This window comes from Paenibacillus sp. MAH-35 (assembly GCF_058135425.1).
The window spans coordinates 65,715-88,394 of sequence record NZ_JBYUPU010000002.1; the positions used below are offsets into that span (position 1 = coordinate 65,715).

12 protein-coding genes are annotated in these 22,680 nt (G+C 57.5%); 4 read left to right on the forward strand and 8 right to left on the reverse strand.

The features are described from left to right. Positions 1-31: 31 nt before the first annotated feature. From AC3Y2E_RS02085 to AC3Y2E_RS02100, 4 genes are all read right to left on the reverse strand, one after another. On the reverse strand, positions 32-1,321 hold the full coding sequence (locus AC3Y2E_RS02085) for a vWA domain-containing protein (RefSeq protein WP_379206623.1): 1,290 nt from the start codon (positions 1,319-1,321) through the stop codon (positions 32-34). Positions 1,322-1,990: 669 nt separating this feature from the next. Then, a complete protein-coding gene (locus tag AC3Y2E_RS02090; RefSeq protein WP_379206625.1) occupies positions 1,991-4,324 on the reverse strand; it encodes a hypothetical protein in 2,334 nt (777 codons plus the stop codon). A gap of 36 nt (positions 4,325-4,360) precedes the next feature. Continuing rightward, positions 4,361-7,750, reverse strand: coding sequence for a tubulin-like doman-containing protein (locus AC3Y2E_RS02095; RefSeq protein ID WP_379206627.1), 3,390 nt, complete (start codon positions 7,748-7,750; stop codon positions 4,361-4,363). Positions 7,751-7,977: 227 nt separating this feature from the next. Then, positions 7,978-9,762 carry a vWA domain-containing protein gene (locus AC3Y2E_RS02100; protein WP_379206629.1) on the reverse strand — a complete coding sequence of 595 codons (1,785 nt, stop codon included), beginning with the start codon at positions 9,760-9,762 and terminating at the stop codon, positions 7,978-7,980. Positions 9,763-10,048: 286 nt separating this feature from the next. On the opposite strand from AC3Y2E_RS02100, the gene AC3Y2E_RS02105 reads away from it, so the two are divergent. From AC3Y2E_RS02105 to AC3Y2E_RS02120, 4 genes are all read left to right on the forward strand, one after another. Beyond that, on the forward strand, positions 10,049-10,204 hold the full coding sequence (locus AC3Y2E_RS02105) for a hypothetical protein (RefSeq protein ID WP_379206631.1): 156 nt from the start codon (positions 10,049-10,051) through the stop codon (positions 10,202-10,204). Beyond that, positions 10,194-11,135 (forward strand): hypothetical protein, encoded by a 942-nt coding sequence (locus tag AC3Y2E_RS02110; RefSeq protein ID WP_379206633.1) that lies wholly within the window; start codon positions 10,194-10,196, stop codon positions 11,133-11,135. The genes AC3Y2E_RS02105 and AC3Y2E_RS02110 overlap by 11 nt, the downstream gene beginning before the upstream one ends. A 206-nt stretch (positions 11,136-11,341) precedes the next feature. Then, entirely contained in the window at positions 11,342-13,087 is a 1,746-nt protein-coding gene (locus AC3Y2E_RS02115) for a hypothetical protein (protein WP_379206635.1), read from the forward strand. A gap of 280 nt (positions 13,088-13,367) precedes the next feature. Then, positions 13,368-14,186, forward strand: a complete 819-nt coding sequence (locus tag AC3Y2E_RS02120) for a helix-turn-helix domain-containing protein (protein ID WP_379206637.1) — start codon at positions 13,368-13,370, stop codon at positions 14,184-14,186. A 69-nt stretch (positions 14,187-14,255) separates the two neighbouring features. On the opposite strand, the gene AC3Y2E_RS02125 is transcribed toward AC3Y2E_RS02120, so the two are convergent. The 4 genes from AC3Y2E_RS02125 to AC3Y2E_RS02140 all read right to left on the reverse strand — a co-directional run bounded on the left by AC3Y2E_RS02125 (position 14,256) and on the right by AC3Y2E_RS02140 (position 22,628). Continuing rightward, on the reverse strand, positions 14,256-18,683 hold the full coding sequence (locus AC3Y2E_RS02125) for a stalk domain-containing protein (protein ID WP_379206639.1): 4,428 nt from the start codon (positions 18,681-18,683) through the stop codon (positions 14,256-14,258). A gap of 330 nt (positions 18,684-19,013) precedes the next feature. Continuing rightward, positions 19,014-20,333 carry an ABC transporter substrate-binding protein gene (locus tag AC3Y2E_RS02130; protein ID WP_379206641.1) on the reverse strand — a complete coding sequence of 440 codons (1,320 nt, stop codon included), beginning with the start codon at positions 20,331-20,333 and terminating at the stop codon, positions 19,014-19,016. 290 nt (positions 20,334-20,623) lie between these two features. Then, positions 20,624-21,808 (reverse strand): mandelate racemase/muconate lactonizing enzyme family protein, encoded by a 1,185-nt coding sequence (locus AC3Y2E_RS02135; RefSeq protein WP_379206644.1) that lies wholly within the window; start codon positions 21,806-21,808, stop codon positions 20,624-20,626. Further along, positions 21,789-22,628 carry an SDR family NAD(P)-dependent oxidoreductase gene (locus AC3Y2E_RS02140; RefSeq protein WP_379206646.1) on the reverse strand — a complete coding sequence of 280 codons (840 nt, stop codon included), beginning with the start codon at positions 22,626-22,628 and terminating at the stop codon, positions 21,789-21,791. The genes AC3Y2E_RS02135 and AC3Y2E_RS02140 overlap by 20 nt, the downstream gene beginning before the upstream one ends. Positions 22,629-22,680: the final 52 nt, after the last annotated feature.

The window sequence follows — 22,680 nt, forward strand, 5'->3', positions numbered from 1 at the left end:
GTGAGTTCAACTTGTATAGTCAGTCAGCTGTTTATCTGAACCTCTTATTCACGTTCCCTTGCTGCTGCCCGAAAGTGGTGGCTGTGTTTTTCCGGAAGCGGCTGAACGGGCCATTTCCCGATTCTTCGGCTCCCCGGCTCTCCTTGAACGGGATAAGCAGCGTAGCCAGCGACAGCACGGCGGCCAGCGTCAGATCGGCGGCAGCCCGTACGGCCCAGAAAGGGAAATCGCCGCTCTGCAGCCCTTGCTCGAGAATCAGCCCGGCCAACAGTCCGGCTAACGCCCCGCCGGCGGAGAAGGAACGCGCCAGAAAGCGGTTATCGAATATAATGCCGAGCGACAAGCCGATCAGCAGTCCGATTACAGCCACGATGACGATCCGTTCTAATGCGTACAGGAGACTGCCCGCGGCCGGTCCGGTCCGTTCGCCGACCAGATGCCAGCTCTGATTCGCCCTGTATATTTGCTCAAATACGTTCGTCAGCTTCTGGACGTCATCGACGCTGTGGTACTCGCCGCCCGTCCTCGATGCAATATTCCTTAACAGTTCGTTGCCTTGGACGTCCTGCGATTTGACGCCAACCGTATTCACGATGATCTGGTTGCTCGTATACGGATGAAGCGCCCGATTCAGATCGACGTCGCTGTATCCGTCCGAGATGAGGATCACCATGCTTCTTCGCTTATCGGTCTGATCGGCTTCGATCTGCTGCATCGCCATGGCCAGCGCTGCTTCGATATTCGTGCCGCCGATCGGCGGACCGTAGCTGTCCAGCTTGCCGATGACCGCATCCTTCGCGGCTTGGCTCGAGACGGACGTAAGCGGATGAAGCAGCTCGGCCTGATCGCTGAACGTCAGTACGCCGACGCGTTTGCTCGGCTTCATCGTCTGTACGAGCTCTTTGGCTGCGCGAAAACTTTCGCGGTTCGGGTCGGTTTCTTTCATGCTCTCCGACACATCGATCGCGACGACAATATTTTGTGCGGGCTTGAAGCCGCCCAGATGCAGACCGTACACCAGCTGGAGCAAAGCGCCCGAGACGAGCAGCAGCACAAGCGTCGCGGGAACGAGCAGCTTCCAGCCGTCCTTCGCATACCGCAGCCGCCAGCCTTTGCCGTTCAGCTTCGGAGACACCAGCTCGGCGATCAGGCACATGAGGCCGATCCACAGCGCCAGCTGGCCGAAATAAGCGCCCATCAGCAGCGCGTTTGGAATCCGGCCCTCCCACTCGGCGAGTATGACTTCTCCAACCGCGAATCCGGCCAGCCCGCCGATCAGACTGCATACGAGCAGCAGTATATTCACTTTTCGTTGGTACACCGCCGACTCCCCCCTTTGGCGAAATTTCACAACCCGGGACCACAAGCTAATTAGTGGACGTTTGCGAGCCTGTCGATTCATTGTGTAGAAGTGTTAGCAGACCGTTCCAAGTGAAAAGTTACCTTTGCTCAAACAGGTTGTCCGGAATCCCTTGATTGAATAAGGATTGTAAGGTAGGGGATTCCAGACAAAACTCGCCAGAAGGTAATCTTTTCCCTTTCCACTTGGTTGTCCACAGTGAATCGACAGCCTAGTTTGCGACTCTTATTATCGCGATTTCCTCGAACACGCGCCAATTAGCGGACGTTTGCGACTCTTATTTTAGGCAAAATCCCCCTATCCGGCAGAAACACCCCACAATAAGAGCTGCTAAAGACTCGTATTCGGGAAGGACGAGTTATTTTACCTAAAATAAGAGCTGCTAGAGACTGTTATCTGCGCACCTGGCTTTTGGCTTTTGGCTTTTGGCTCTTGGCTCTTGGCTCTTGGCCCCAGAACCCGGGGAGCAACCGGCGGCTGGCGGCTGTCTGCCGGGCATTCGCAGCACGGGCGACTGGACGCTATCTCCAGCGGGTATCGCCGCAAAAGCCGTCCGGCAAACCGGCCAGTCTCTTCAATCGGCCGGAACGTTCCCCCGCCAACAGCCAACCCCCAGCCGCACAACCTGTTCTAGTCCAACTGCACGGCGTGGAACTGATACCCGTTCTCGCGGTAGCTGTCATAATACTTCCTGCCGTTCCGGAACACGAGCAGGTCCTCGATCCGGAAGCCGCCCATCAGAATCAGCTTCTCGATGCCGCTGTTGCGGTTCTCGTGCACGCAGCCCAGCTTGTGCGTCCGGCTGTCCCGGTCCACCTCGAACGCGTACCGGATAAACTCGCTGTCGGCATCGCCGAAAAAGTAATGCTCCTCGTACCGGTGCTTTTGCGTATAGTTGTATACGTCGAGATGAACGGTCGCCCGCTGCCTCAGCGTATCGTACAAATCCCGGAACAGCTGCTCCTTGGACAACACCTGATCTCGGTCGTCGAACCGGACGGTGACGTTCGCCCTGCGGATCAGCTCGTCCTCGAACGACTCGCGGAACGGCTCGTACAGAAACACCTCTCTGCGGCACAGCTCGATCAGCCTCTCCAGGAAAGGCTCCGCGCCTTCCTTGAACTGGATCGCTTCCCCGCCGATATACCGGTCCTCGAACCAGAACTCGTCGCCGCGTTTGCCTTGCAAATCTTTGATGACACCTTGGACGACCGAAGCGTAATATTCCGATATGTTGCGTCCGAGATAATCGTCGGCTTCCGATACGCTTTGCCGGCTAACCTCGCGGATCCGGTTTTCCAGCTCGTGAAGCTGCTCGATTCTCGGTCTTACCCGCTCATGCAGCCGGACCAGCACCGCCTCGTACCGTCTCAGCAGCGCCAGCTTCATTTCCAGATACAGCAGCTCCAGCCGCTCGCCGTAGACGTGCTCGAACAAGTACCGGCTGAAATGCTTTAGCGTGCTTTTCTTCATAAAAGGCACGCGGCGGAACGGCTGCATATCGACCGATTCCCCGAGCAGCGCCTCGAGCCTGTGCCGCCCTTCCTCCAGCTGCTTCGCCGTTTCCTTGACCGTTTGCCGCAGTTCCTGGTACACGGCCGCATCTTCCTTCTCGTTCGTCCAGGCATAGGCGGCGTATACGCCGAAACGCGGGTTGCCGATGATGTTCCGCTCGAGCGCTTCCCAGCCTTCCCGCTCCAGATCGAGCTGCTCCAGCTTCCGCTGCGCCTTATCCGCGAACTGCTCTCGGAAAAAATTCCCCGCATGCCGGCCGTACATGGCCTCTTCCGCTTCCGCAAGCGTCATCGACTTCACTTCGTCGAAGGAGACCGGCGAAGCCAGCAGCGCGTTCATCTCCTCGAGCTTGCCGCGTTCCGGCATAAGCGTCTCCGTTCTCCGCTCGATCGAAGCGGAATCGGTCTGAAGCAGCTCTACGGCCGTCTTGCGGTCGACCTTGCTCCGCTCCTTCAGCAGCCCGGTAACCGATTGAGTCAGATGATGCAGCACCGTCAGCGCGATCGCCTTGTTCGGACGCTTTACTTTGGAGAAGCCCGCCGTGGAGTAGACGCCGCCCCCGCTGCCGGAACCGATATGCTGCTTGTAATGCTGATTGTTATACGTCTCCAGCCTGCGGTCCGTTTCAGCGGCCGTCTTCCGGTTTTTCAAGAGGCACAGGCTGCAAATGATTTCGTAGTTCGCCTCCATGCTGCCTTCGACGAAGAGACCTTGTTCGTTTTTGTCGCTGAGCAGATAAACGAGATCGAACAGCGGCGCCTCCTTGTGCTCAACCAGCAGCCGGATGCCGTCCTCCGTCACCTGCAGCGGCGCGCTGAAGCTGTAACGGCGGTCCTGAATCCGCTCCAGCTCCCGCATAAAAGCTACGCTAACCGAAGCGGAGTAAGCAAAATCCCCGTTCCCCTGCTTCTCCCGGATCAATCCGTGCAGATCGGTCTGGATTTGCTGGAACGACTCGCCAAGCACCGCTTTAAGCAGCAGCGCGACTTCCGGCAAGACGACATTGCACGGATCGTCCGCCATCGTCACGACCGCGATATTCACCTGCTGGAATGAGGCGTAGACACGGCCGAACTCCGCGAGCCGGGTACCGAGCTGCCGGACGGTGCGGTTCAGCTCCGCCAGCTTTGCCGAATCGTCGTGAAACCGGCGGTGAAGCTCCGGCCTGACCGTCTTGCGGTCCGCAATCGGGGCATCGAGGCGGAAGCCGAACACATTGTCCCGCTCCAGCGTCTTATCCGTATACAGATGCAAATAAACGACGCCTCTGCTGTTGCTCCACTTCGTTTCGTTCCACTCGTACACAGCGGTCAGCGCATCCAGACTCTTGTCCCCGATAAAGGCAAAGACGAGCGGGTGATGAATGCCTCGCTGTCCGTCGTTCTCATACGCCAGCTTGTCGGCCCGGGCGTCGAATTCGCCGGCGAATGCCCATAGTCTCTCCTTCACGCGCGCTACCTCCACTCGCTGTAAGTTGTGCCGCCGTTACTGCACCGTTCTCAGCATATCGCTCACTTTCGCCGCAACCTGCTTGTAGAACCGGTACATCTCTTCTCCGTTAGCGTAATCGCCCCGGTCGTAGTCAAGCGCCGACTTCGACTCCTGGTATGCGGCCGCCATTTCCTTCAGGGCTGCGACCAGCCCCGATATATCGTCCGAAGCCGTCATCTGCTCGCTCCGTTTGGACGCCTTGCGCTGCAAGAGCGCCTGCCGCTTGGCATCAAGCCCCCGCATCTGCTCGAAGATGACGAACTCGTAAAACTTGTTCACCTTCATCAAATTAACGAACGGTTCCCACGTTTCTTCATCCGCGTCGTGATCGTAGACGTACTGGGCGCCCCGCTTCATAATCGTCTTCGTATACATCGCCTCGATAAACCGGTCCAGCAGCTTCTCCTCGTCCTGATGCGAATTCAGCAACGTCTCCAGCTCAGCGATTTTGGCGCGGATCTGCTCGTACTTCGCCACTTCCTTGCGCAGACGCTCAATCATCTCCGGCGAACGGACCAGGTTTTCCTTGGCCATCTCCTCCGAGGTGCTGTTGAAGATGTCCTTCGTCTCCACGCGTTCGATTCCGTTTTGGAGCAGCTCCTTGAGTCCCGCGATGCATCGCTTCAGCTCGCCGAAGTTGATCTTCCCGCCTTCCAGCTGCATCGGGTACTGCGCGGTGTACGCCTGAATATCGAACGGTTTCGTCATGTAGCATTCGAACCGGCTGCTCGTATTGGCGGTGCCGGACTTCTCCGCGATGCAGCCGAACGATACCGCCTTGCCGAACAACGTCCGGACATCGTGGTTATATGTTCGGACGCGGGAGTTGACGTACACGTCTCCCCACGACTTCTCCGGGATCGGCGAAGGCAGATACGTCCAGTTCGTCTTCTCCGTCTGCACAAGGTGGCGTCCGACGCCTTCCGGCTCGAGAATCGTCTTCTCGTAGCTTTCCTCCAGCACTTTCAGCGGGGAATAGGCGAACAGAGGAACGCCGTTTTTCGTATTCAGCCAGAAGATCCGGTTTTTGACCCGGCTTTCCTTGATCGTAAATTTCGTCTTGCCGAGCGCCAACTCCTTGAAGCCGTTCACGCCCTTGAAAATGTTCGGAGCATCGGCCGGTACGGATACGAATCCGCATTCCGGGAAATGGAAGCTGCCCGCGCTGTTGCTCAGGTGGAAGACGGGAATCGCCTCGTCGTCGAGCCGCTTGGCGATAATCCGCTCGATCACCTTCTCGATCGATTCATCCTGCCCGTACTTGATCGCCAGGAAATCCTCCATCGAACGGGTAATCAGCTCGCCGAACTGGTCAGTCAAAAATTCCGAGATCGAGCCGACGATGTCAATATCCTGCTCCCGGATCCACTGGTTCGTCTTGCGCAGCAGCTCGCCGGTGAAGTCGCGGATCAGATCGCCCGCATTTTTGTCGTCCATCATCCGTCCGATCAGCTTCTCGATGTCCGGCACGTTAACGACGTTCCAAAAGTACGTTTTATTGCCTTTGTGGTCGACCTGCTCGTCCCCGTTGATCAGGATGTCGCCGTTTTTCTCGAAGATCCGGTTGAGGGCGTTCAAGATTTCCGTAAAAATCGAATAAATCCGCGAGTTCTGGTCGTTCAGCAGGTTGTACAGATCCTCGTAAAACTCGATCATCTGCTCCATCCGCTCGCGGTCCGCGTATAGGAGATACTCCTGGATTTTCGCCTCGATGTAGGCGTCCTTCTTTTTGTCGCGCGAGATGAAGGCGCTCCGGGCGTCGCCCAGCTTCTGGCCGGCGCTCGTCTTGGCCGCCTCGACGTCCTGGGGAATCCGGTACACGTTCTCCTTCAGCGCCTCGATATACGAGCTGATCAGGTTCAGCAGGCTGTATCCTTTATTGGAGAAAATGGCCCGCGACGCGTAAAACGGCCCTTGCTCCGGATTCAAAAACATCCGGTTGATCTGCTCGATGAACCGTTCGAGGCACGCTCCGGGAAGCTGCTTCTTGGACTTGATATACTCTTCCCGCGCGCGGGACAGGAAGCTTTGCTCCAGCTCGGTATCGATGCTGACGACCTGCTGCTTAATGACGTTGTTGTAGCTCAGCCGCTCGCTGTTCTGGTAGCCGGGAATCGGCTCCGGCACCCGCTTGTTGAACTCCCGGTGCACGGAGTCCGGGTCGATCTCGAGCTTGCGCGCCAGCTTCTCCACATCTTCCTGGGAAGGAGCGGCGTCGAACATGCTCTCCATCTTTTTGAACAGCCGGTAGGCGAGAAACGTCGTCATCTCCTCGATCGGCAGTACGGCCGACGAAGCCCCGATGACGTTGTACTGATAGTTGGCCGCATACTGCTTCGGCATCTGGGCGATGTTCGTATGAATGTTGCTCATATAGTCGTGAATGGCGAATTCTTCGCCCGATTGCTTCTCTTCGCTGGCCATAAAGGTCGTGATCTTCTCCGCCGTCACGTTCATGCAATAGTCGTAACCGTTCTCGAGCAGCGTTCCTTCGAGATTGGTCGCCGAGATCAGATGCGCGAAGTTGAACGGTGCGACCGGAGAATTCACCGACAAAATGCTGCCGTACTGCTGCTTGAACCTTTCGTTGCGCTCGTTGACGTTCATCCAGTAGTCGAGCTCTTTGAGGGCGGCGTAGCCGTTTTTCTTGATGTACTCCCGCGTATGGTCGGAGATGCTCTTGTTCGACAGGTTGACGTCCGGCATGAACAGATAGCCGAACATATTGATCTTGTCCACCCCGGAGTCGCCGTAGTCGCGCTCGATGAGCCCTCTCGTAATGTAGGCGATGTCGAGGAAGCAGCCGCTTCCGGTGCCGCCCGACAGCCCTGTCAGCAGGAAGACGATCAGTTTTTTGTTCGTGCCGACGGACAGCGCTTTGATTTTCTTCTCGATCGCCTGCACGACCTGAACGATCTTCGTAAACAGCAGCAGTCTTCCGGCTTGCCGGATGCCCGACGCTCCATTGATGCCGTCGGTGATCAGCAGCTCCGGCGACAGCCAGTCTTTGACGTGAGGCTCAAGCAGGCTCCGGTTCTGAAGCAGGCCACCCACCTCGGGGTTGGACAGCAGCACGTATTCGGTCAGCGGGTCAAGCCCGATGCCGCGGTATTTTTTGTTCCGGTCGTGCTCGTTCGTCTCGAACGCGAGAAATTCGACGTTGTCCGGCTTGTCCTGCTTTTTCTTCGAGATCGGATCTTCCGGCAGCTTGAATCTGCGGTTGATCTGGTATTTCAAGCGGAGCAGCGCGTCGATGCCCGTCCCGCCGAGTCCGATGACCAGCATCGGGTTGTCGATCGTGTCGACCCGGATCTTGTCGCTGACGATCCCGCCGCCCTTGGATACGTCCAACTGCTCGATATGCTCTTTGACGACTGCCTTCATGGTAGGTTCCTCCTAATGGGTGTAATGAGACTGTCGATTAAATGTGTAGAATTGTTAACTGGTCGTTCCAAGTGAAAAGTTGCCTTCTTCTGCTCAGACAGGTTGTCCGGAATCCCTTGATTTTAAAGGATTTTAAGGTTTGGGGTTCCAGACAAAACTCGCCAGAAGGCAATCTTTTCACTTTCCACTCGGTTGTTCATAATGAATCGACAGTCTCATAATCCGAATTAATGAATATAGTCGAGCCAAATCGACTTATGAACGTTTTGCAGCGTAATTTTGATCCGGTCGTTGTTTTTGAGCTCCTTCGGCTTCGTGACGTCGAACGCTCTGCCCGACTTCTCGACCAAGCAATCCGTCTGGCTTATTATAAACACCGAGTCGCTGCCCGGGGTAAATACAATTTTGTCCGTCTCCGCGAATTCGGGCGCGAGCTGAAGCAGTTGATGCAGCTTCACTTTGCCCTTGAAGGCGTTTAGCTTCCTGTATTGCGGACTGGAGCGCTCCCCCGTATCCTCGTCGATAATCTCGATGACCAACTGGCCGTAAAAGCCTTTGTTCGCCTGCTTCACCTTGCTCAAAATGAACAGGCCCAGCGCAAGCAGCACGATCAGGAGAACCGCTCCGCCGATCACCATAACCCATGGAAACGGCTTGGCCGGTTCGGCCGGCTCCACAGGAGTCGTAGGGGTCGGGGCCGGTTGCTGGCCCGATGCTCCTTTCGCGTTGATCGTTACCGGCGCGGTTTCCCGGAAAAAGCTCGAATCCTCTACACGCACTTTCGCTTCGTAGTTGTGCCTATCAGCGATCGTGAACGATCCCGTGAAATCTTTGCCGCTGTTCGTCAGCGGCACTTCTTTCGTCTGCTTCGTATCCAGATCGGTGAGCTGCAGGACCGATTTCAAGTTTTTGTACAATTCCGCATCCGCCACCGGCTGTCCGTTCGACTGAAGCAGTGCGTTCACCTGGATCGAATCGCCTTTCTTCGCTGTCTGAGGCAGCCCGTTCACTACCAGCTCCAGGTCGTAGTTGTAGACGAGATTGATGTTGATTTTGTCCTGGCTGACCCCTTTAATTTGCAGCTTCCAGTCGCCTTGCGCCGGTTTCAGCAGCTTCACGAGCGAGTAAGCGGCCGACTTGGAATAAACGACGCCGTCCGACGGCACCTTTCGCTCTTGCCCCGAAGGGTCGAACAGCTTCACCTCGACCGGCTTGCCCGACATGATCGAGATGTTCGCTTCCATCACATTGGCGTTCGGGATCGTGACGATGACGTCCTGATAATCGCCGTTTGCGGTAAAACCGGTGAGCGGCACGACTTTCAGCTTCAGATGGTTGGCGAATATTTCGCTTAAAATTTGCGGCAGCGTGTCCGCCGTGCTCGTAACGAACGACTTGCCTCCGGTTTCCTTCGAGATGCCCTCCAGCACGTCCTTATTGAGCTGCCCGTCCGCGTTCAGACCGATCGTATAGATCGGGATGCCGAGATCCTTGGCTTTTTTCACAGCGGCCTGAAGCTCCTGATCGGATTGCTGCTGCGTACGTCCCTTGTTCAAGGAGTTGTTCCCGTCCGAGAGCAGCACGATCAGCGGATGACGGCCGGGATCTTTGCCCCGCTCCAATATTTTGACCGCTTCGGCTACCCCGACGGCGATATCGGTATAAGGACCTCTCGACAGCTGATCGATAAACGATTTGAGCTCCTCTTTATCTTTGGCCGAGTTGATCGTAAGCGGCGCTTTTTCCCTCATGATCTGGTCGGTATAGGAAAGCACCCCGATTTTGTCGCCGCTGATCGAGGCCATATCGACGAACAGCTTCATCGCTTCGTTGGCCACTTTGTTCCTGTCGCTATCGTTCATCGAAGTGCTTGCGTCCATGGCGAGCACCGCGTCCATCTTCTGATCGGCGTCCGCCGCGTATACGGCTGCCGGGCTTGTCCCCAGGATCAGGAGAACGATGAGGATGGAGGCAAGAGCCGACCCGATGCCGTGTTTGGTTAATTTGTTCACGATTCGCACCCCCGTGTAAGTCTTCGCTAGTTGCAGAGCTGGTTGTAAGGTTTTGAAACTCATTTCTACCTCTATAAATGTATCGCAATCATGGCGGTCCGGCAAAGAAGTGGTCAAACGTGCGGACAGATAGTACAATGAATGTGTGTCGAAATGGGTCGGAATGCTAGAATTGACAAGTTTATGATACCCTCTAGAAGCGACAATTTCCATCGTTTTCTGCCAATCCGGCCCGCTTGCGGGCGGATAAACGCACAATTTGAAAGAATGGGAGAGTAGACCGACTATGCTGACTTACATCCTGTTGATCGCCGCAGCGATATACCTTCTAGTAAAATGGGCGTTTTATCACGCCTATAAGAAAAAAGCGATAACCCGCGAGCAGATCGATTCCTCCCTGATCAACCGATTGAAGATGGGGGACAGCACCCATGCAGACTAAGCTCGCCGTCCAATTCCGCCCGAGCAGGAACACGTCCTGCGCCTTCGAGCGTTTAAAAACTTGCAAAAAATGCGGAGCCTACTCGGTCCTGTTCGACGATCGCTGCAAGGAATGCGGTGCAACCGGGAAGTTTATCCCCGTCGCCCGCTATATCGCCTCCCTGAACCGGGTGCTGCCGATGGCGGAAGCATTCGGCGCGGTAGCTCTTGTGGCGCTGGCCGTCGTTCTGGCGAACGATTGGATGCAGATCGCCGCCGCCGGGATCGGAGGAGCCGCGTTCCTTGCCCTGCTCTTCCTTCTCCGCAAACGATACAAACCTTACGCCGACCTGTATCGGTTCCATGAAGTGCTCGTCGATCATACCCCGGCTATCCTCAAGGGAATCCGGGCCGACCTGCAGGAGGCCGACGGCGATATGAGCGCTAACCATCCGAAGGAGGCGTATGAGAAGCTCCGGGAGATCGGATATTTGTTAAACAACGAGTCCATCAAACAGCGTAAAATCGCCTGCCTGCGCCGCTTCTACATCCGTAAAGACATGGAACTGGAGCTCGATCCGCTCGTCCCGAAAAAGTTCGATCCGGAATTCGTCCTGTACATGCGCGATGCGGTCAAAGTGAACAGGCAGCTGGTCCGGCACAGCGCGCTCGACTACGTCGTCGCCTTCCGTCCGCAAATCGAAGCGATGGAGGGCGGCCGGGAATTCCTCGTCTCGATGGCCGGCAGCGCTCTGCGCATGAAAAAATATGTACAGATGTACCCTCGCTTCATCATTGATTACTTAGACGAATTGCCAAGGGAAAGGTTTCATCGGTTGTGCAAGCTCCTAGCGGATACGCCGGTCCAGCAGCGCAACGAGCTGTACGCGAAATGTAAAGAAAAAGCCCAGACCCGCTACGCCTCCGATCCCGATTTTCAAGGAATGTTTTAATTAAGTTGAATTAGTCACCTCGATGATAAGCTAAATGGAATGGAGAAAAGAAATTAGCTTGAAAGCGAGTTTTGGCTTGGAGTGTCTACCAACCGAAGGCCTATTCAAACCGAGACACTCCAAACAAGATGTCTGAAGCTTCAAGCAATTTTTTTCGGAATGGAATGGACTTATCATTCGTTCAACTTAATAGAAAGGAATGACCGATGCAACTTACCCTATCCTATAGGAACGCCTTACGTCTGCGGGCAGCCGCATTCGTCCTCATGCTTGTTCTGCTCGGCGTTGCGGCCTGCAAGCTGTACAACGGCTACATGAAGGTGAAAGACTATGAGCGGGCGCTCCTGCTGTACGCGGAACAGGACTGGGTGCAGGCGGAATCATACGCGGCCAAAGTCGTGCAAAACCGCTGGATCTCCTACATGGACGACGATATCTCGCAAAAGGCGGAAGAATTGAAGCCGGTGACCGCTGTACGGGAGCAGCTCAGCCAACTATCCGGGCGAATCCAAAGTGCGGATCGGAACGGCGACCTCCAGGCACTGATCGGCGTCTATTCCGAATACGGGGAGAGACGGAAGGAAGCGCTCGCCGAAGGGGGCTTCGTCGCCCAAAGCTTCGCGGAGTTTGCCGCCGCAGACAGCATCGAGGCCGAGCTGGCGAGTGCGCTGGCACGCGCCGCGGAGAAGGCGGAGAACGAGATCCGGACCGGGATCGCGGGCAAGTCGTTTTCGGACGAGCCCGCCATCGCCCTGATGCTGCTGCCCGCGGATTTTTACGGCGGAGAACGGCAAAAAAACGAGAAGATCCGCACCCTGCTGACGCCCTACGATGCGGCCCGCCTCGACACGTGGAACGCCCAAAAAGGACTCGCCGATTTATTCAACGAGGGCGGCCGGCTGAAGAAGCTGTACGAGCAATACGGCAGGAAGGCGGACTGGCTGCTTCCGAAAATCGAGCAGGTCGTGTTTGGCCGGTTGTCCGCCCAACTGGCGGCCAAAGATTGGGCTACATTCTTCCAGACGGCCAAACAATTCGAAGTAGCCAAGGATTGGGCCGTATCCAGCTCCAAATCGTTAAAGCTGATTCAGGACAGCTACAAAAGTCAGCTTGCGGCCGCCGATCAGCTCGTTAGCGCCGGCAAATTTGCCGAGGCTACGGCTCTGTACGAGACGCTCGGCACTTACCGCGATACGTCCGCAAAGCTGAAGGACGCCGAGCTCGCTTGGGCGACGGCCGATCCGAAGCATCTGCTGCAAAAGGCGCTGCCGGACGCCTCCTTCTCGAGCATCGTAACGGGCCAGTCCCAGTTCGGCGCGCTTGTGTACGCCGCCGGGATTACCGCCGATAACAAGCTCGTGCTCGTCCGAATGAAGGGCGATAAAACCGTGGACACGCTGGAAGCGTCCTTGGACAAAAACACGAAGATCAAGGAGCTGCGAGCGGCGGAGAGCCCCGCCCAGCAAGGAGCGCAGGCACTGCTGCTGCAAGCGGCCTCGGCGGACCGCGCCTCCCGGTACATCGCCTACGACTACACGTCGTCCGGGCTGCGCAAGCTGTTCGATTTCGAAGCCGACGGCTACCAAGAGGAGCGCCCGGGCGTCCTGGCCGTCGACAACGATACCGGCAAAGGAGCGGGACGGATATCGCTGTACGAATACCGCAGCGGCCAATTCGCGTTCAGCCGGATCAAGCCCGACTTTACGGAGATTAACTTGGCCGAGCTGGGCAGCTACAAAAACGTGAAGGTTCGTTTCCGCTGCACGATCTCAACGGTCGACAACGATAAAGCGTTCGTCGTGCAGGGCGGGCAAACGATCGTGCTTACCGGGATGAAGCTGAAGCCCGGTCAGGCGACGATTACCGGCAGCTGGACGGGCAGCGAGGACATCAAACGGGGGGAATGGACGGTCAGCGCGATGATCGTAGCCGTGTCGGAGGCGCAGCAGTGACAGGATGGGCGGATGCTTAAAAGGGCCAGTGCCCTGACCTGTGTATGCTCTAAGGTCGGCACCAACAATTATGTTGATGAAGTTATTGGATTAATTCGTTCATCGTTTGCTCGCCAGCTCCGGGACACATCACAACGTTCTTTGAAATGAAATTCGTCATAGCAAAACGCGGACTCCTTCCAAGCGATCCCAAATTTAGCATTGGAGGAGCCCGCGTTTTGCTTTATAATGAAAGGGATTTCACTTCGCTGCACAACATGGACAGAGGAGGAGCGAGCAGATGGGAAAAACGATGCTCTCTGGCCTGCATCCGCGTGTGAAACTCAGCATCTACTGGCTTGAGAAAGAACGTTTTTTGCTATATGAGGATACATACGACATTTGGGTCATGTTCGCGATCGAGTCGGGCTCGTTTTATTATGAGATCGGCGACCAAAAAGGCTCCGCGACATTCGGCGATCTGGTGCTTTGTCCGCCGGGCGTCCCCTTTCGCCGGGTGATCAATACGCCCCTTACGTTCTACTACTTCGAACTGACCTGGCGTCCCTCAGACGAAGGGCCGCCCCATGATGAAAGCATGCTGCCGATCGGAAAAATTAGCCTGTTTGATACGAGTCGCCTTACCCATAACTACAATTTGATGCGCAAGTGGCAATCTTGGCCTTCCGATATCAGCTTGCCGCAGTACTCGCACTATTGTCTGGATATATGGCTGCTTTACTGCGATGAGCTTGGAGAAGGCTTTATGCAGAGCATTTCGTCCAAAAGCATCCAAACTGACCCGCTGATGCAGGAAGCGCAGTCGCTGATTCAGCAGCATGCGTTCTCGCAATTGAACCTGAGAACGGTCGCGGCCGATCTCGGCATTTCTCCGGCGCAGCTGACCAAGCGGTTCAGCGCTTGCTACGGGATAACGCCGCTGCGCTACTTGACCTCGCTGCGTCTGGAAAAAGCGAAAACACTGTTGCTCGAAACGCGCATGACGATCGACAGCATCTCCGAATGCTGCGGCTACCAAAACGGCTTTTACTTGAACCGCGTTTTCGTCAAAAATGAGAAAACGACCCCGTCACAGTATCGAAAAGCGAGCCGCCTGTAGGCGCACGCAACGAGCAAGGCCCCCGAACTCCTTCGCGATCGCGGAGAATCGGGGGCTTCTGCTGTTCGCTTACTCCGAGCCTCCGCCAGCCGTCACCAGCGGCGCAATCGTGCCTCCTGCGATGCTGCGGATGCCGGTCACAGTCGTCGCCTCCAGCCTGTACGTGAAGCTCTTCGAGCTGTCAGGCACTTCGATAATAGCCTCGTACGGATACACGGTTGTCGTCTCCACCTGCTCCGGTCCGTCGCCGATCCTGTAGTAGAAAGATACGCTCTGCGTCTGATCCGGCTTATCCGTCATATACACATAGGCATAATACGATTCCGGGCTCATCTGGAGCACCATCGCTTTGCCGTACGCGTGCTCGGATACGGTCTGCCCGAGGTCGGGGTTTCCGTCCAGCACATAGCTCATCTGGGCAAAGGCAGGCTCCTGGACGCCAGGGATGCGCAATATCGCCGCGCGCAGGCTCTTGCCCGGGATCGTCACTGCAAAGCTGCCCTGAACCACATCCACTTCCGTCATGCCGCCGTTCGGCTCATACAGCTCCGCCTTGCCGGAATAGCTGCCGCCTCCGGGCACTTTGCTGCCCAGATACACCTGGGCTGTGACGCTGTCCGCGCTTTCGTTGAGCAGCGCGACGCCGAGCACGCCATTTTTGCGCGCCGCCAGCCAGTCGATCTGGATGCTGTCCGTCGTGATAATGCCCTCGTCCAGCCAGGGCCACATGCCCTGCTCTCCGAAAAACTGCCCCGGTTCATGACCGTACTGATTCGAATTAAAGTAAGCGTATCCCTGCTGGCGCAGCGAAGGGAAGGCGATACGTCCTTCCGACCAGAGATGGGTCTGATTGAACAGGAAGTCCTCCAGCATCGCCAGGAACGGCGGCAAATGATGCCAGTAGATGCCCGTGTAGTCCGGCCCAAGCAGCGGGTAATCCGCCTGCTGCTGGAACGTGGAGAACGTATTCTGGTAGTAGCCGGAATAGTTGGCGAACCGGCCGACAATCGCGTTGCGCGCCGTGTCGGCAAAATACGTATCGCCCGTATATCCGGACAGCCGCAGCAAATCGCCGACCCAGCTCGACATAATAATGTTGGAGCTGCGGCCGAAGGTAGACGCCTGCTCCAGACCAAGTCCGACGCGTGACGGAATCCATGCCGGCTCCTGCGTCATCTGCTGCTCGATCCGCACATTGCTTGCCAAATTGCCGGGATCGCCCGTCGGCCGGCCGATCCGCTCCTGCTGATCGCCATGCCACCAGAAATTCGGATTGCCTTCATTGCCATAATGGAAAACGCTTTTCATCTGATTGATATCATTGACCGTAACCGGCTGGTTCAGCTTCGCGCCGTCGATTCCCGGCACCCACAGCGTCGTTACCAGCCAGCGGGCTACCTGCTCCGCCACCGCCAGATCCTGCAGATCGCCGGTTGTTTCATACAAATCCAGCAAGGACGCGAGGTTCGGGTAGTAGGAGATATAGATAAAGCTGGACCAGTTCACCGGCTCGGTTTGCGGCTGGTAGACGACATTGGTCACATACTGCTGCGCCTGCTGACGGGCCTGCGTCAAATACGCCGGATCGCCGGTATATTTGTACAGCGCCAAATTGTTGGCGAAGGCAGGGATCGAGCCGTACGAGTTCGTGACCGACGACATCCCCTTCTGCAGACCGTATTCGTACAAATACGGCACGGCGCCGCGCGTCATTTCGTACAAGCCGCCGACGACATTCAGATTGTACCCGCTGATCGGATCGCCGATCGGCTTCGGCACATCGCCGACCTGATGAACCCCGCCCTCATCGTTCGTCCGGTTGAAGTGCAGCCCTTTGCGGGTCAGCAAATTCGCCAGAGTCGGAATCGCCCGGCGGGTCAGCATCTCCTTGTCCTCAGTCAGCAAATAGTCCTGAAGTGCCTGCATCGGGTTCGCCGACGAAGTCGTATTTTTGCCTTCCATATTATAGTGGGCTTTGTCATACGGGTCCCAGCCGCCGAAATGATCGTCCAGCATCAGCTGCCGGGTATTGAAGATCGCGTCGTTCAGCGTGCTCGTGACGTTTTGACGGTAATCGTGGACGCCGAACAGATCCTGGGCCACGATTTTGTACGTATCGTACCAGTCCGCCACCTGGCTGATCACGCGGTACTGGAGCGTATAGCTTTGCTCAGCGGCAAAGTTCGCCTCCGGCGAGCCGAGCACCGGAGCGAAGATCGACCCGCGCGGGCTGTAGCCGGTGCCGCGCATCGTGATCCCGAACGCGCCGTTATTGCCGTACACCCAGCGCAGCGGAATCCAGGACGGCTCGGCGGCGATTCCCTTCGTTACCGCGCGGCCAGGCGCATAGCTGTTGTCCGGGCCAAGGGTAATCGTGCCCATCGGCGTAAACAAATGCTGCTCAGTCATCAGCCCCGCCTCAGGCGCAATTCGCTTGCCGAGCACCCGGTAAGGCGCCAGGGCGAACGAATAGCGGTCATCCGTAAATTCCCTGCCTTCCCAAGCGCCGATCGAATAGCTCCCCGCCTCGTGGAAGGTCGCGTCCACCGTTACTTTGGGCGCCGGATGGTTGCCCTCCAGCTGCCAGTTCGCGCTGAAATCCGCCAAAGGCTGGTCGAACAGCAGCTCCACTCCGCCCTCCGGCGTCGTCGTGTAGTCGACCGGAATGAACCAGTTGATCCGGCCGGACTTATACAGATCGGTGCCCGCATACCCTTTCTGCTGAGCGGCAGCCGTACTGTAGCGGCTCCTAAACATATACATGTCCTGTGATGTGGAAACCGTCGAAGCCGCATCTGCCGCCAGCACGACATAACCCAGCTCCTCCGAGCGGTCCTTCGTCTTGATCCACACGCCCTCCGACTTGGCATACACTTCATTTTGCACCACTTGGCCGTTTGCCGTCGGCACCTTATAGAAGACGACCTTGGTATGGTCGTTTTGTATCGTCGTACTGGCAGTCGGCGCGGCGTCGCTCAGCGCCCAGGCCGGAAAACGCTCTGCTTCTCCTCCGAGCGGCACAGCCAGCTGCAGCAGGGAATGGTACGATTCAGGCGGGGTCGCCTGCAAATCCGCCGTCAGCAGCACCGCATCCGCGCGGGCGTAGAAGCCAGACGTATCGTGCAGCTCCAGCGTATGCGCGCCCGCCGCAAGCGCCACGGTTCCGCCTGACGCCCATCTGAAGCCTTCGTAGCCGTGGGTGCCGAACGTTTGAGGCAACATCTGTCCGTCCAGCCCGACATGGAAGGAGCGCGTTCCCGGCTGGTTGGTCGCGAAATCCCGCGAGCGCACCCATACGTTGTACGTCCCGGCCTGATGGACCTGAAACGAAGCGACAGCCGGCTCCGTCGATTCCGGATCGCCGTCCTCCGGCGTAGATCCCGCGCCGCTCGGGTTGACGCCCCGCAGCAGCATGCCTTCGAAAGCGCCGTCCACGCCGCTTTCCATCGTCCACGTACCCAACTCGTCAAAGCTGCCCGGCCGGAACAAATACGCGTTCGCCGGTATGTTCGCCACAATCACGGCCGTTTGCCCCCCTTCGTCCCAAGCCGTTAGCGCCCCGAAATAATGGCGCACAAATTCCAGCGGCACAAACGCCGCTCCTTGCTCCCGGATAACCGGATGCGCAAGCGAGACGTTTTTTCCGTTCACGCTGGCCATATCCTCCCCGGGCCGCACCTGAAAGCGCTGGCCGTTGCGCATGGCCGTCTCTTGATATGTCGCCGCGTCCACCGACACATCCGCGCCCAAAGCGGCGAACACTTCGCCGAACGGCACCATCACCGTTCCCTGCCGGATCACCGGCTCCTCGTTCAAGTTGACATAGCTGCCGTTCAGACGCAGCGCAATGTCGACAGGCGGGCGATTCGGATCGGGATCGCCGTTCGAGACGCTGCCGGGCACATACCGATGATTGGCGGCCAACCACTGCAGCGCGGACGCGCTTTCTTCGGCAGTAAAGTCCAGATCATCGGTCAGGACGACCATATCGAAGCGGGCATAGTTGCCGCGATAATCGAGCGCCTCCAGATCGTATTCCCCGCGAATCATCGCCAGCGGTCCGCTGGACTCCCAGTACCATCCGTTATTGCCGTGCGCGCCATATACGGCCGGTTCCCGCGAGTCCAGCTTCAGGTGAAACGGCCGCACGCCTGGACTGACCGAAAAGTCCCGGGAATGGACCATCATCTTGTAAAAGCCGTCCGTCGGAATGCCGTATTTGGCCAGCGCCGGCGTAGAGCTGTGGTTCTGACCGTCCGTCTTGCCCATCATAATATTGGAAAGCGGGCTGCCGCTTCGATCCGCCGGGTGCGTCCAGCTGCCCATCCGGTCCGCAAAGCTTTCCGCCGTCAGCACGATATAATGTTTGCCCGGCTTGATGTCGGGCAGCGGTCCGGAATCCGCCCGCGCCGAGTCTGGGCCTAAGCCCATCCCCGTCATCAGCAGCGCTGCCGACAGCACCAGGGCCGCCGTCTTCTTCAAGCGCATCTTCATCATTACACTCCCTCCTTATGGACGCCCGCGTCTGCTTCCCCTATTTCCGGGCGCATCTATCCGCTGTCTGCTCCTTCCCCTTACGCATCTCGTGAAGCCTATTGGACTTGTATCCGGCCGCTAATAGCCGCCTATGCTTCAACGCTGCTCGTTCAGGATGCCGATCGCTGCGGCTGCCTGTGCCCGCCGGGTCGCATCCCCTCCTTTCCCGCTTTCAATCTCTATACGCAGACGACTTCGAGGAGGCAGACAGAACTGCTGCCAGCCTTCTCCCCATTTGGTCGTCCGCCTGTACCCGGGACACGCCTGCGCGGCGGCCGGCCTGCTTGCCCCTTACTTGCCGGCTTCCGCAGCCACCTTTGCGTTGATCGACTCTTCCGTTTCACGAATAAGCGTGTTGATGTCCTTCGCATTGGTAAACAATTGGACGCCTGCGGCATTAAGCGCGCTGTCGGCAATGGCGTCGTATTTCGTCGGGTTGTTATGATACGGAACCGGACGGTGTTTGAAAATCGCCTGCACATTTTTGCCTTTCAGCACTTCGGATTCGATGCCGAATTGGTCGGTAATTTCCTTTTTGCTGAGCGGCGGCACGCTTGCGCCCTTTTTGGCGGAATCGAGCTGCGCGCTTTCGTCCAGCACGGCGCTGATCAGCTGGAACGCCTCTTTCTGATGCTTGCTCGTCGGCGAAATGAGCAGGAAGTACCCGTCCGCCTCGCCGTACAATCCCTTTTTGTCCGGATACTGCGGATAGGTCGCCAGATCCCAGTCCAGGCCGCCCTTGGCCGCTTCGGCCATCCGGTGGAACAGCCCGATGAACGGATACATGGCAATCGTTTTTTCGTACAGGAACGCGTTCAGCTCATCCGAGTTTTTCTTCGCCGTCGTATTGCCTGGAATCGACAAGATCGCTTGGTACGTCTGGAACGCCCGCTTCCATGCCTCCGTGTTGATGCTGGCCTTCCCGGTGACCGGATCAAACCGGTTCAGGGAAAAGGGAGACGCGACGCGCACGATGTTGCTGGAAGCAAGGCCCCGGTATTGGACGCCGGCGTCGGTGCGGCTCACTTTCCGGCCCAGCTCAATCACTTCATCCCATGTCATTCCGTCCTTCGGATAAGCGACGCCGAACCGGTCGAACAGCGTTTTGTTGTAATACAGCGCATTGTAGTTCATCCCATAAGGCAGCGCGACAATTTCTCCGTTTTTGCCAAAGCTTTTGACCGTCTGTAAAATGCTCGGGTCCAGCCGGTTCAGGTCGAAGTTTTGCAGCTTGATCTGCTCGCGCAGGTCAAGCGCTACCCCAAGATCGAGCAGGCTCTGCATCCCTTCGACGCCGGTAATGAGCAGGTCGGGTACATCGCCGGCGGCGACCATGTTGCGAATATTAATGTCGCCGGACGCAGTGATCGTCTCCACCTTGATATGCGGATATTTCGCCCGCAGCGGCTTGAAAAAGATTTGCTCGTAATCCTCATCCGTAATTTTCCACCCCGCATACAGCTTGAGCGTCACCGGCTGCGGCGGCGCTTCTTCCTTGACCGACGGCTTTTCATCCACCGGACTGCCGCTTCCTCCGCCTTGTCCGCAAGCCGCGGTCACGATGGCGAGCATAGCCAGCGCAGCCGGCCAAATGATCGGTTTACGTTTCATTTGAAATCCCCCCTGTAAAGTTATTACCTTGAATGAAAAGGATAAAGTTCTTAATTTTTAAAATTATTCAAAAGTAAGCGCATTCATAATAGTGTCGCATCCTGAGCTCAAGCGCTTTCCCCTTCGGTATGACATCTGCCGCAGAGGCGGACCTCCTTTCCCGAAATACTGACGGCTCGTTTAAGCTTGCCGGGTCAATCTATCCATAATTGCCCCTTACTATTAAGATAAAGAATTCTCCCGGCAAGCAACATACACATTTTTATAACAAAATTTATCCGAAATTTCCTTTATCCGCCTACCCGTTCATGAGCGGTCACAAAACGGCGCATCGCCGTTTCATCCATCGTCACGCCGAGACCTGGAGCATCCGGTACGGTTAGGTGCCCGTTCTCCAGCCGGAATAACACCTGGGCATAATCCGCGCTGACCCGCAGCGCATTCGGCTGGTACTCGTAGATCATAAAATTGGACAGCGCGGCGGATACATGAACGGAGGCGGCGTGGCCGATGCCCTGATGTGCGCTTAAGTGCGGGGCGAACGGAAGGTGAAACGCCTCCGCCAGATGCCCGATGCGCATCATCTCCGTTATGCCGTTGCGCCCCATATCCGGCTGCACCACCTCGACCGCGCCCGAGGCGATCCATTCCTTGAACGTATAAATCGTCCGCAGCGGTTCTCCGACGGCCACGGCGGTATCGATCGCTTCCGCCAGCCTGCTGTGCCCGGCCCGGTCCTCGAACGTCAGCGGCGATTCGAAAAACAGCGCATCCAGTTCTCCCAGCGCCCGGCCGATCCCGAACGCCTCAGAATGGGTGCATTTGCCGTGAGCGTCGTACATCAGATCCAGCTCATCCGGGCCGTACCGCTCGCGAATCGCCTGGAGCAGCTTCAGATCGGACGCTTTGCCTTTGCCGAACGTATGAATCTTGACGCCCTGGAAGCCTTCCCCCCGCAGCCGTGCGATATGCTCCAGCTTCTCCCCGACCGACTCTCCCGGCACGCTGGAGCAGTAGCAGCGCAGCTTATCCCGGTACTTACCTCCGAGCAGCGCATACACCGGCAGCCCGAGCGCTTTGCCCTTCAGATCCCAGCAGGCAATATCCAGTCCGGCCATCGCATCGACCAGATAGCCGCCGGTATAGCCGCGCTCGCGGAGCGTATCCAGCATGCGGTCCCACAGCACCTGCTGGTCGAGCGGACGCGCGCCGAGCAATAGCGGAGCCAAATGAGTCTTGAGCACCGTAGCGGCAATCTCCGGGTGCGTCGGCGCCAGCAGTTCGCCCCAGCCGTTCACGCCCTCGTCGGTAGACAGCTTGACGAACACCGTCTCCGCATTAACCGAGTAGACGCAAGAACGGCGGTTGCTGTCGCTGACGTAATAGTCGGCGCCAAGGAAACGCTTGCCGCCCGGCTGGACCGGACGGGCCGGCGGTACTTTCACGATGTAGATATCAACGGCTGTAATCTTCACTGCCCTTCTCCTCCTCGTCTATCAGCTTGTAGCTCCCGCTCTTCCAGCGACGGCGCAATTCGGGCCGAACCAGCGCGCTGACCGACTGGATCGACATGCCGCCGTCCACCGCCAGATCGACGCCATTGACAAAGGCGGCCATGTCAGAGGCCAGAAACAGCACGGCATCGGCCACGTCCTCCGGCTTGCCGAGCCGACCGAGCGGGTAGCAATCCGTATCGATTCGAAAGCGGGCTTGGGCCGCCAGCTGCTTCTGCTTCTCCTCGCTCACCGTAAGCCCCGGCGAGACACAGTTCGCCCGGATGCGGCTCGCCGCCCCCTCAAGAGCAGTCTGTCGCGTAAACGCCGCAATAGCGCATTTCGCCGACGCGTAGGCGGACAGGCCCGGATTGGCGCGATTCGCATTCACCGACGACATATTGACGATCGCCGGCGTCTGCGATTGTACGAGCAGCGGCCATGCGTACCGGGTGCAGAGGAATACGGAGGTCAAGTTAACGTCGAGCAATCGTCTCCATTCCTCCAACGTGCCTGCGGCGATCAGACCGCTTCCCGTCCGGCCCGCATTGTTGACCAAAATGTCGAGTCGATCCAGCCCGGCAAATACTTGGCGCACCGCGCCTTCATCCGAGACATCCATCCGATGCGCCGTCGCATCCGCCCCAACGCGGCGAAGCGCCTCCGTCACAGCTTCGACACGCTCTTCTTGCACATCCGTCAGTTGCAGCCTGCAACCCTCGGCTGCAAAGCGCCTCGCAATCGCCGCGCCGATTGAGCCCGCAGCTCCCGTAATGAGCGCCGTTCTGCCGCTTAACAGCATGTTAGCTCACCTCCGCCCCTCATTCCCTGCCGGCCGGCGACAGGAGAGTCTG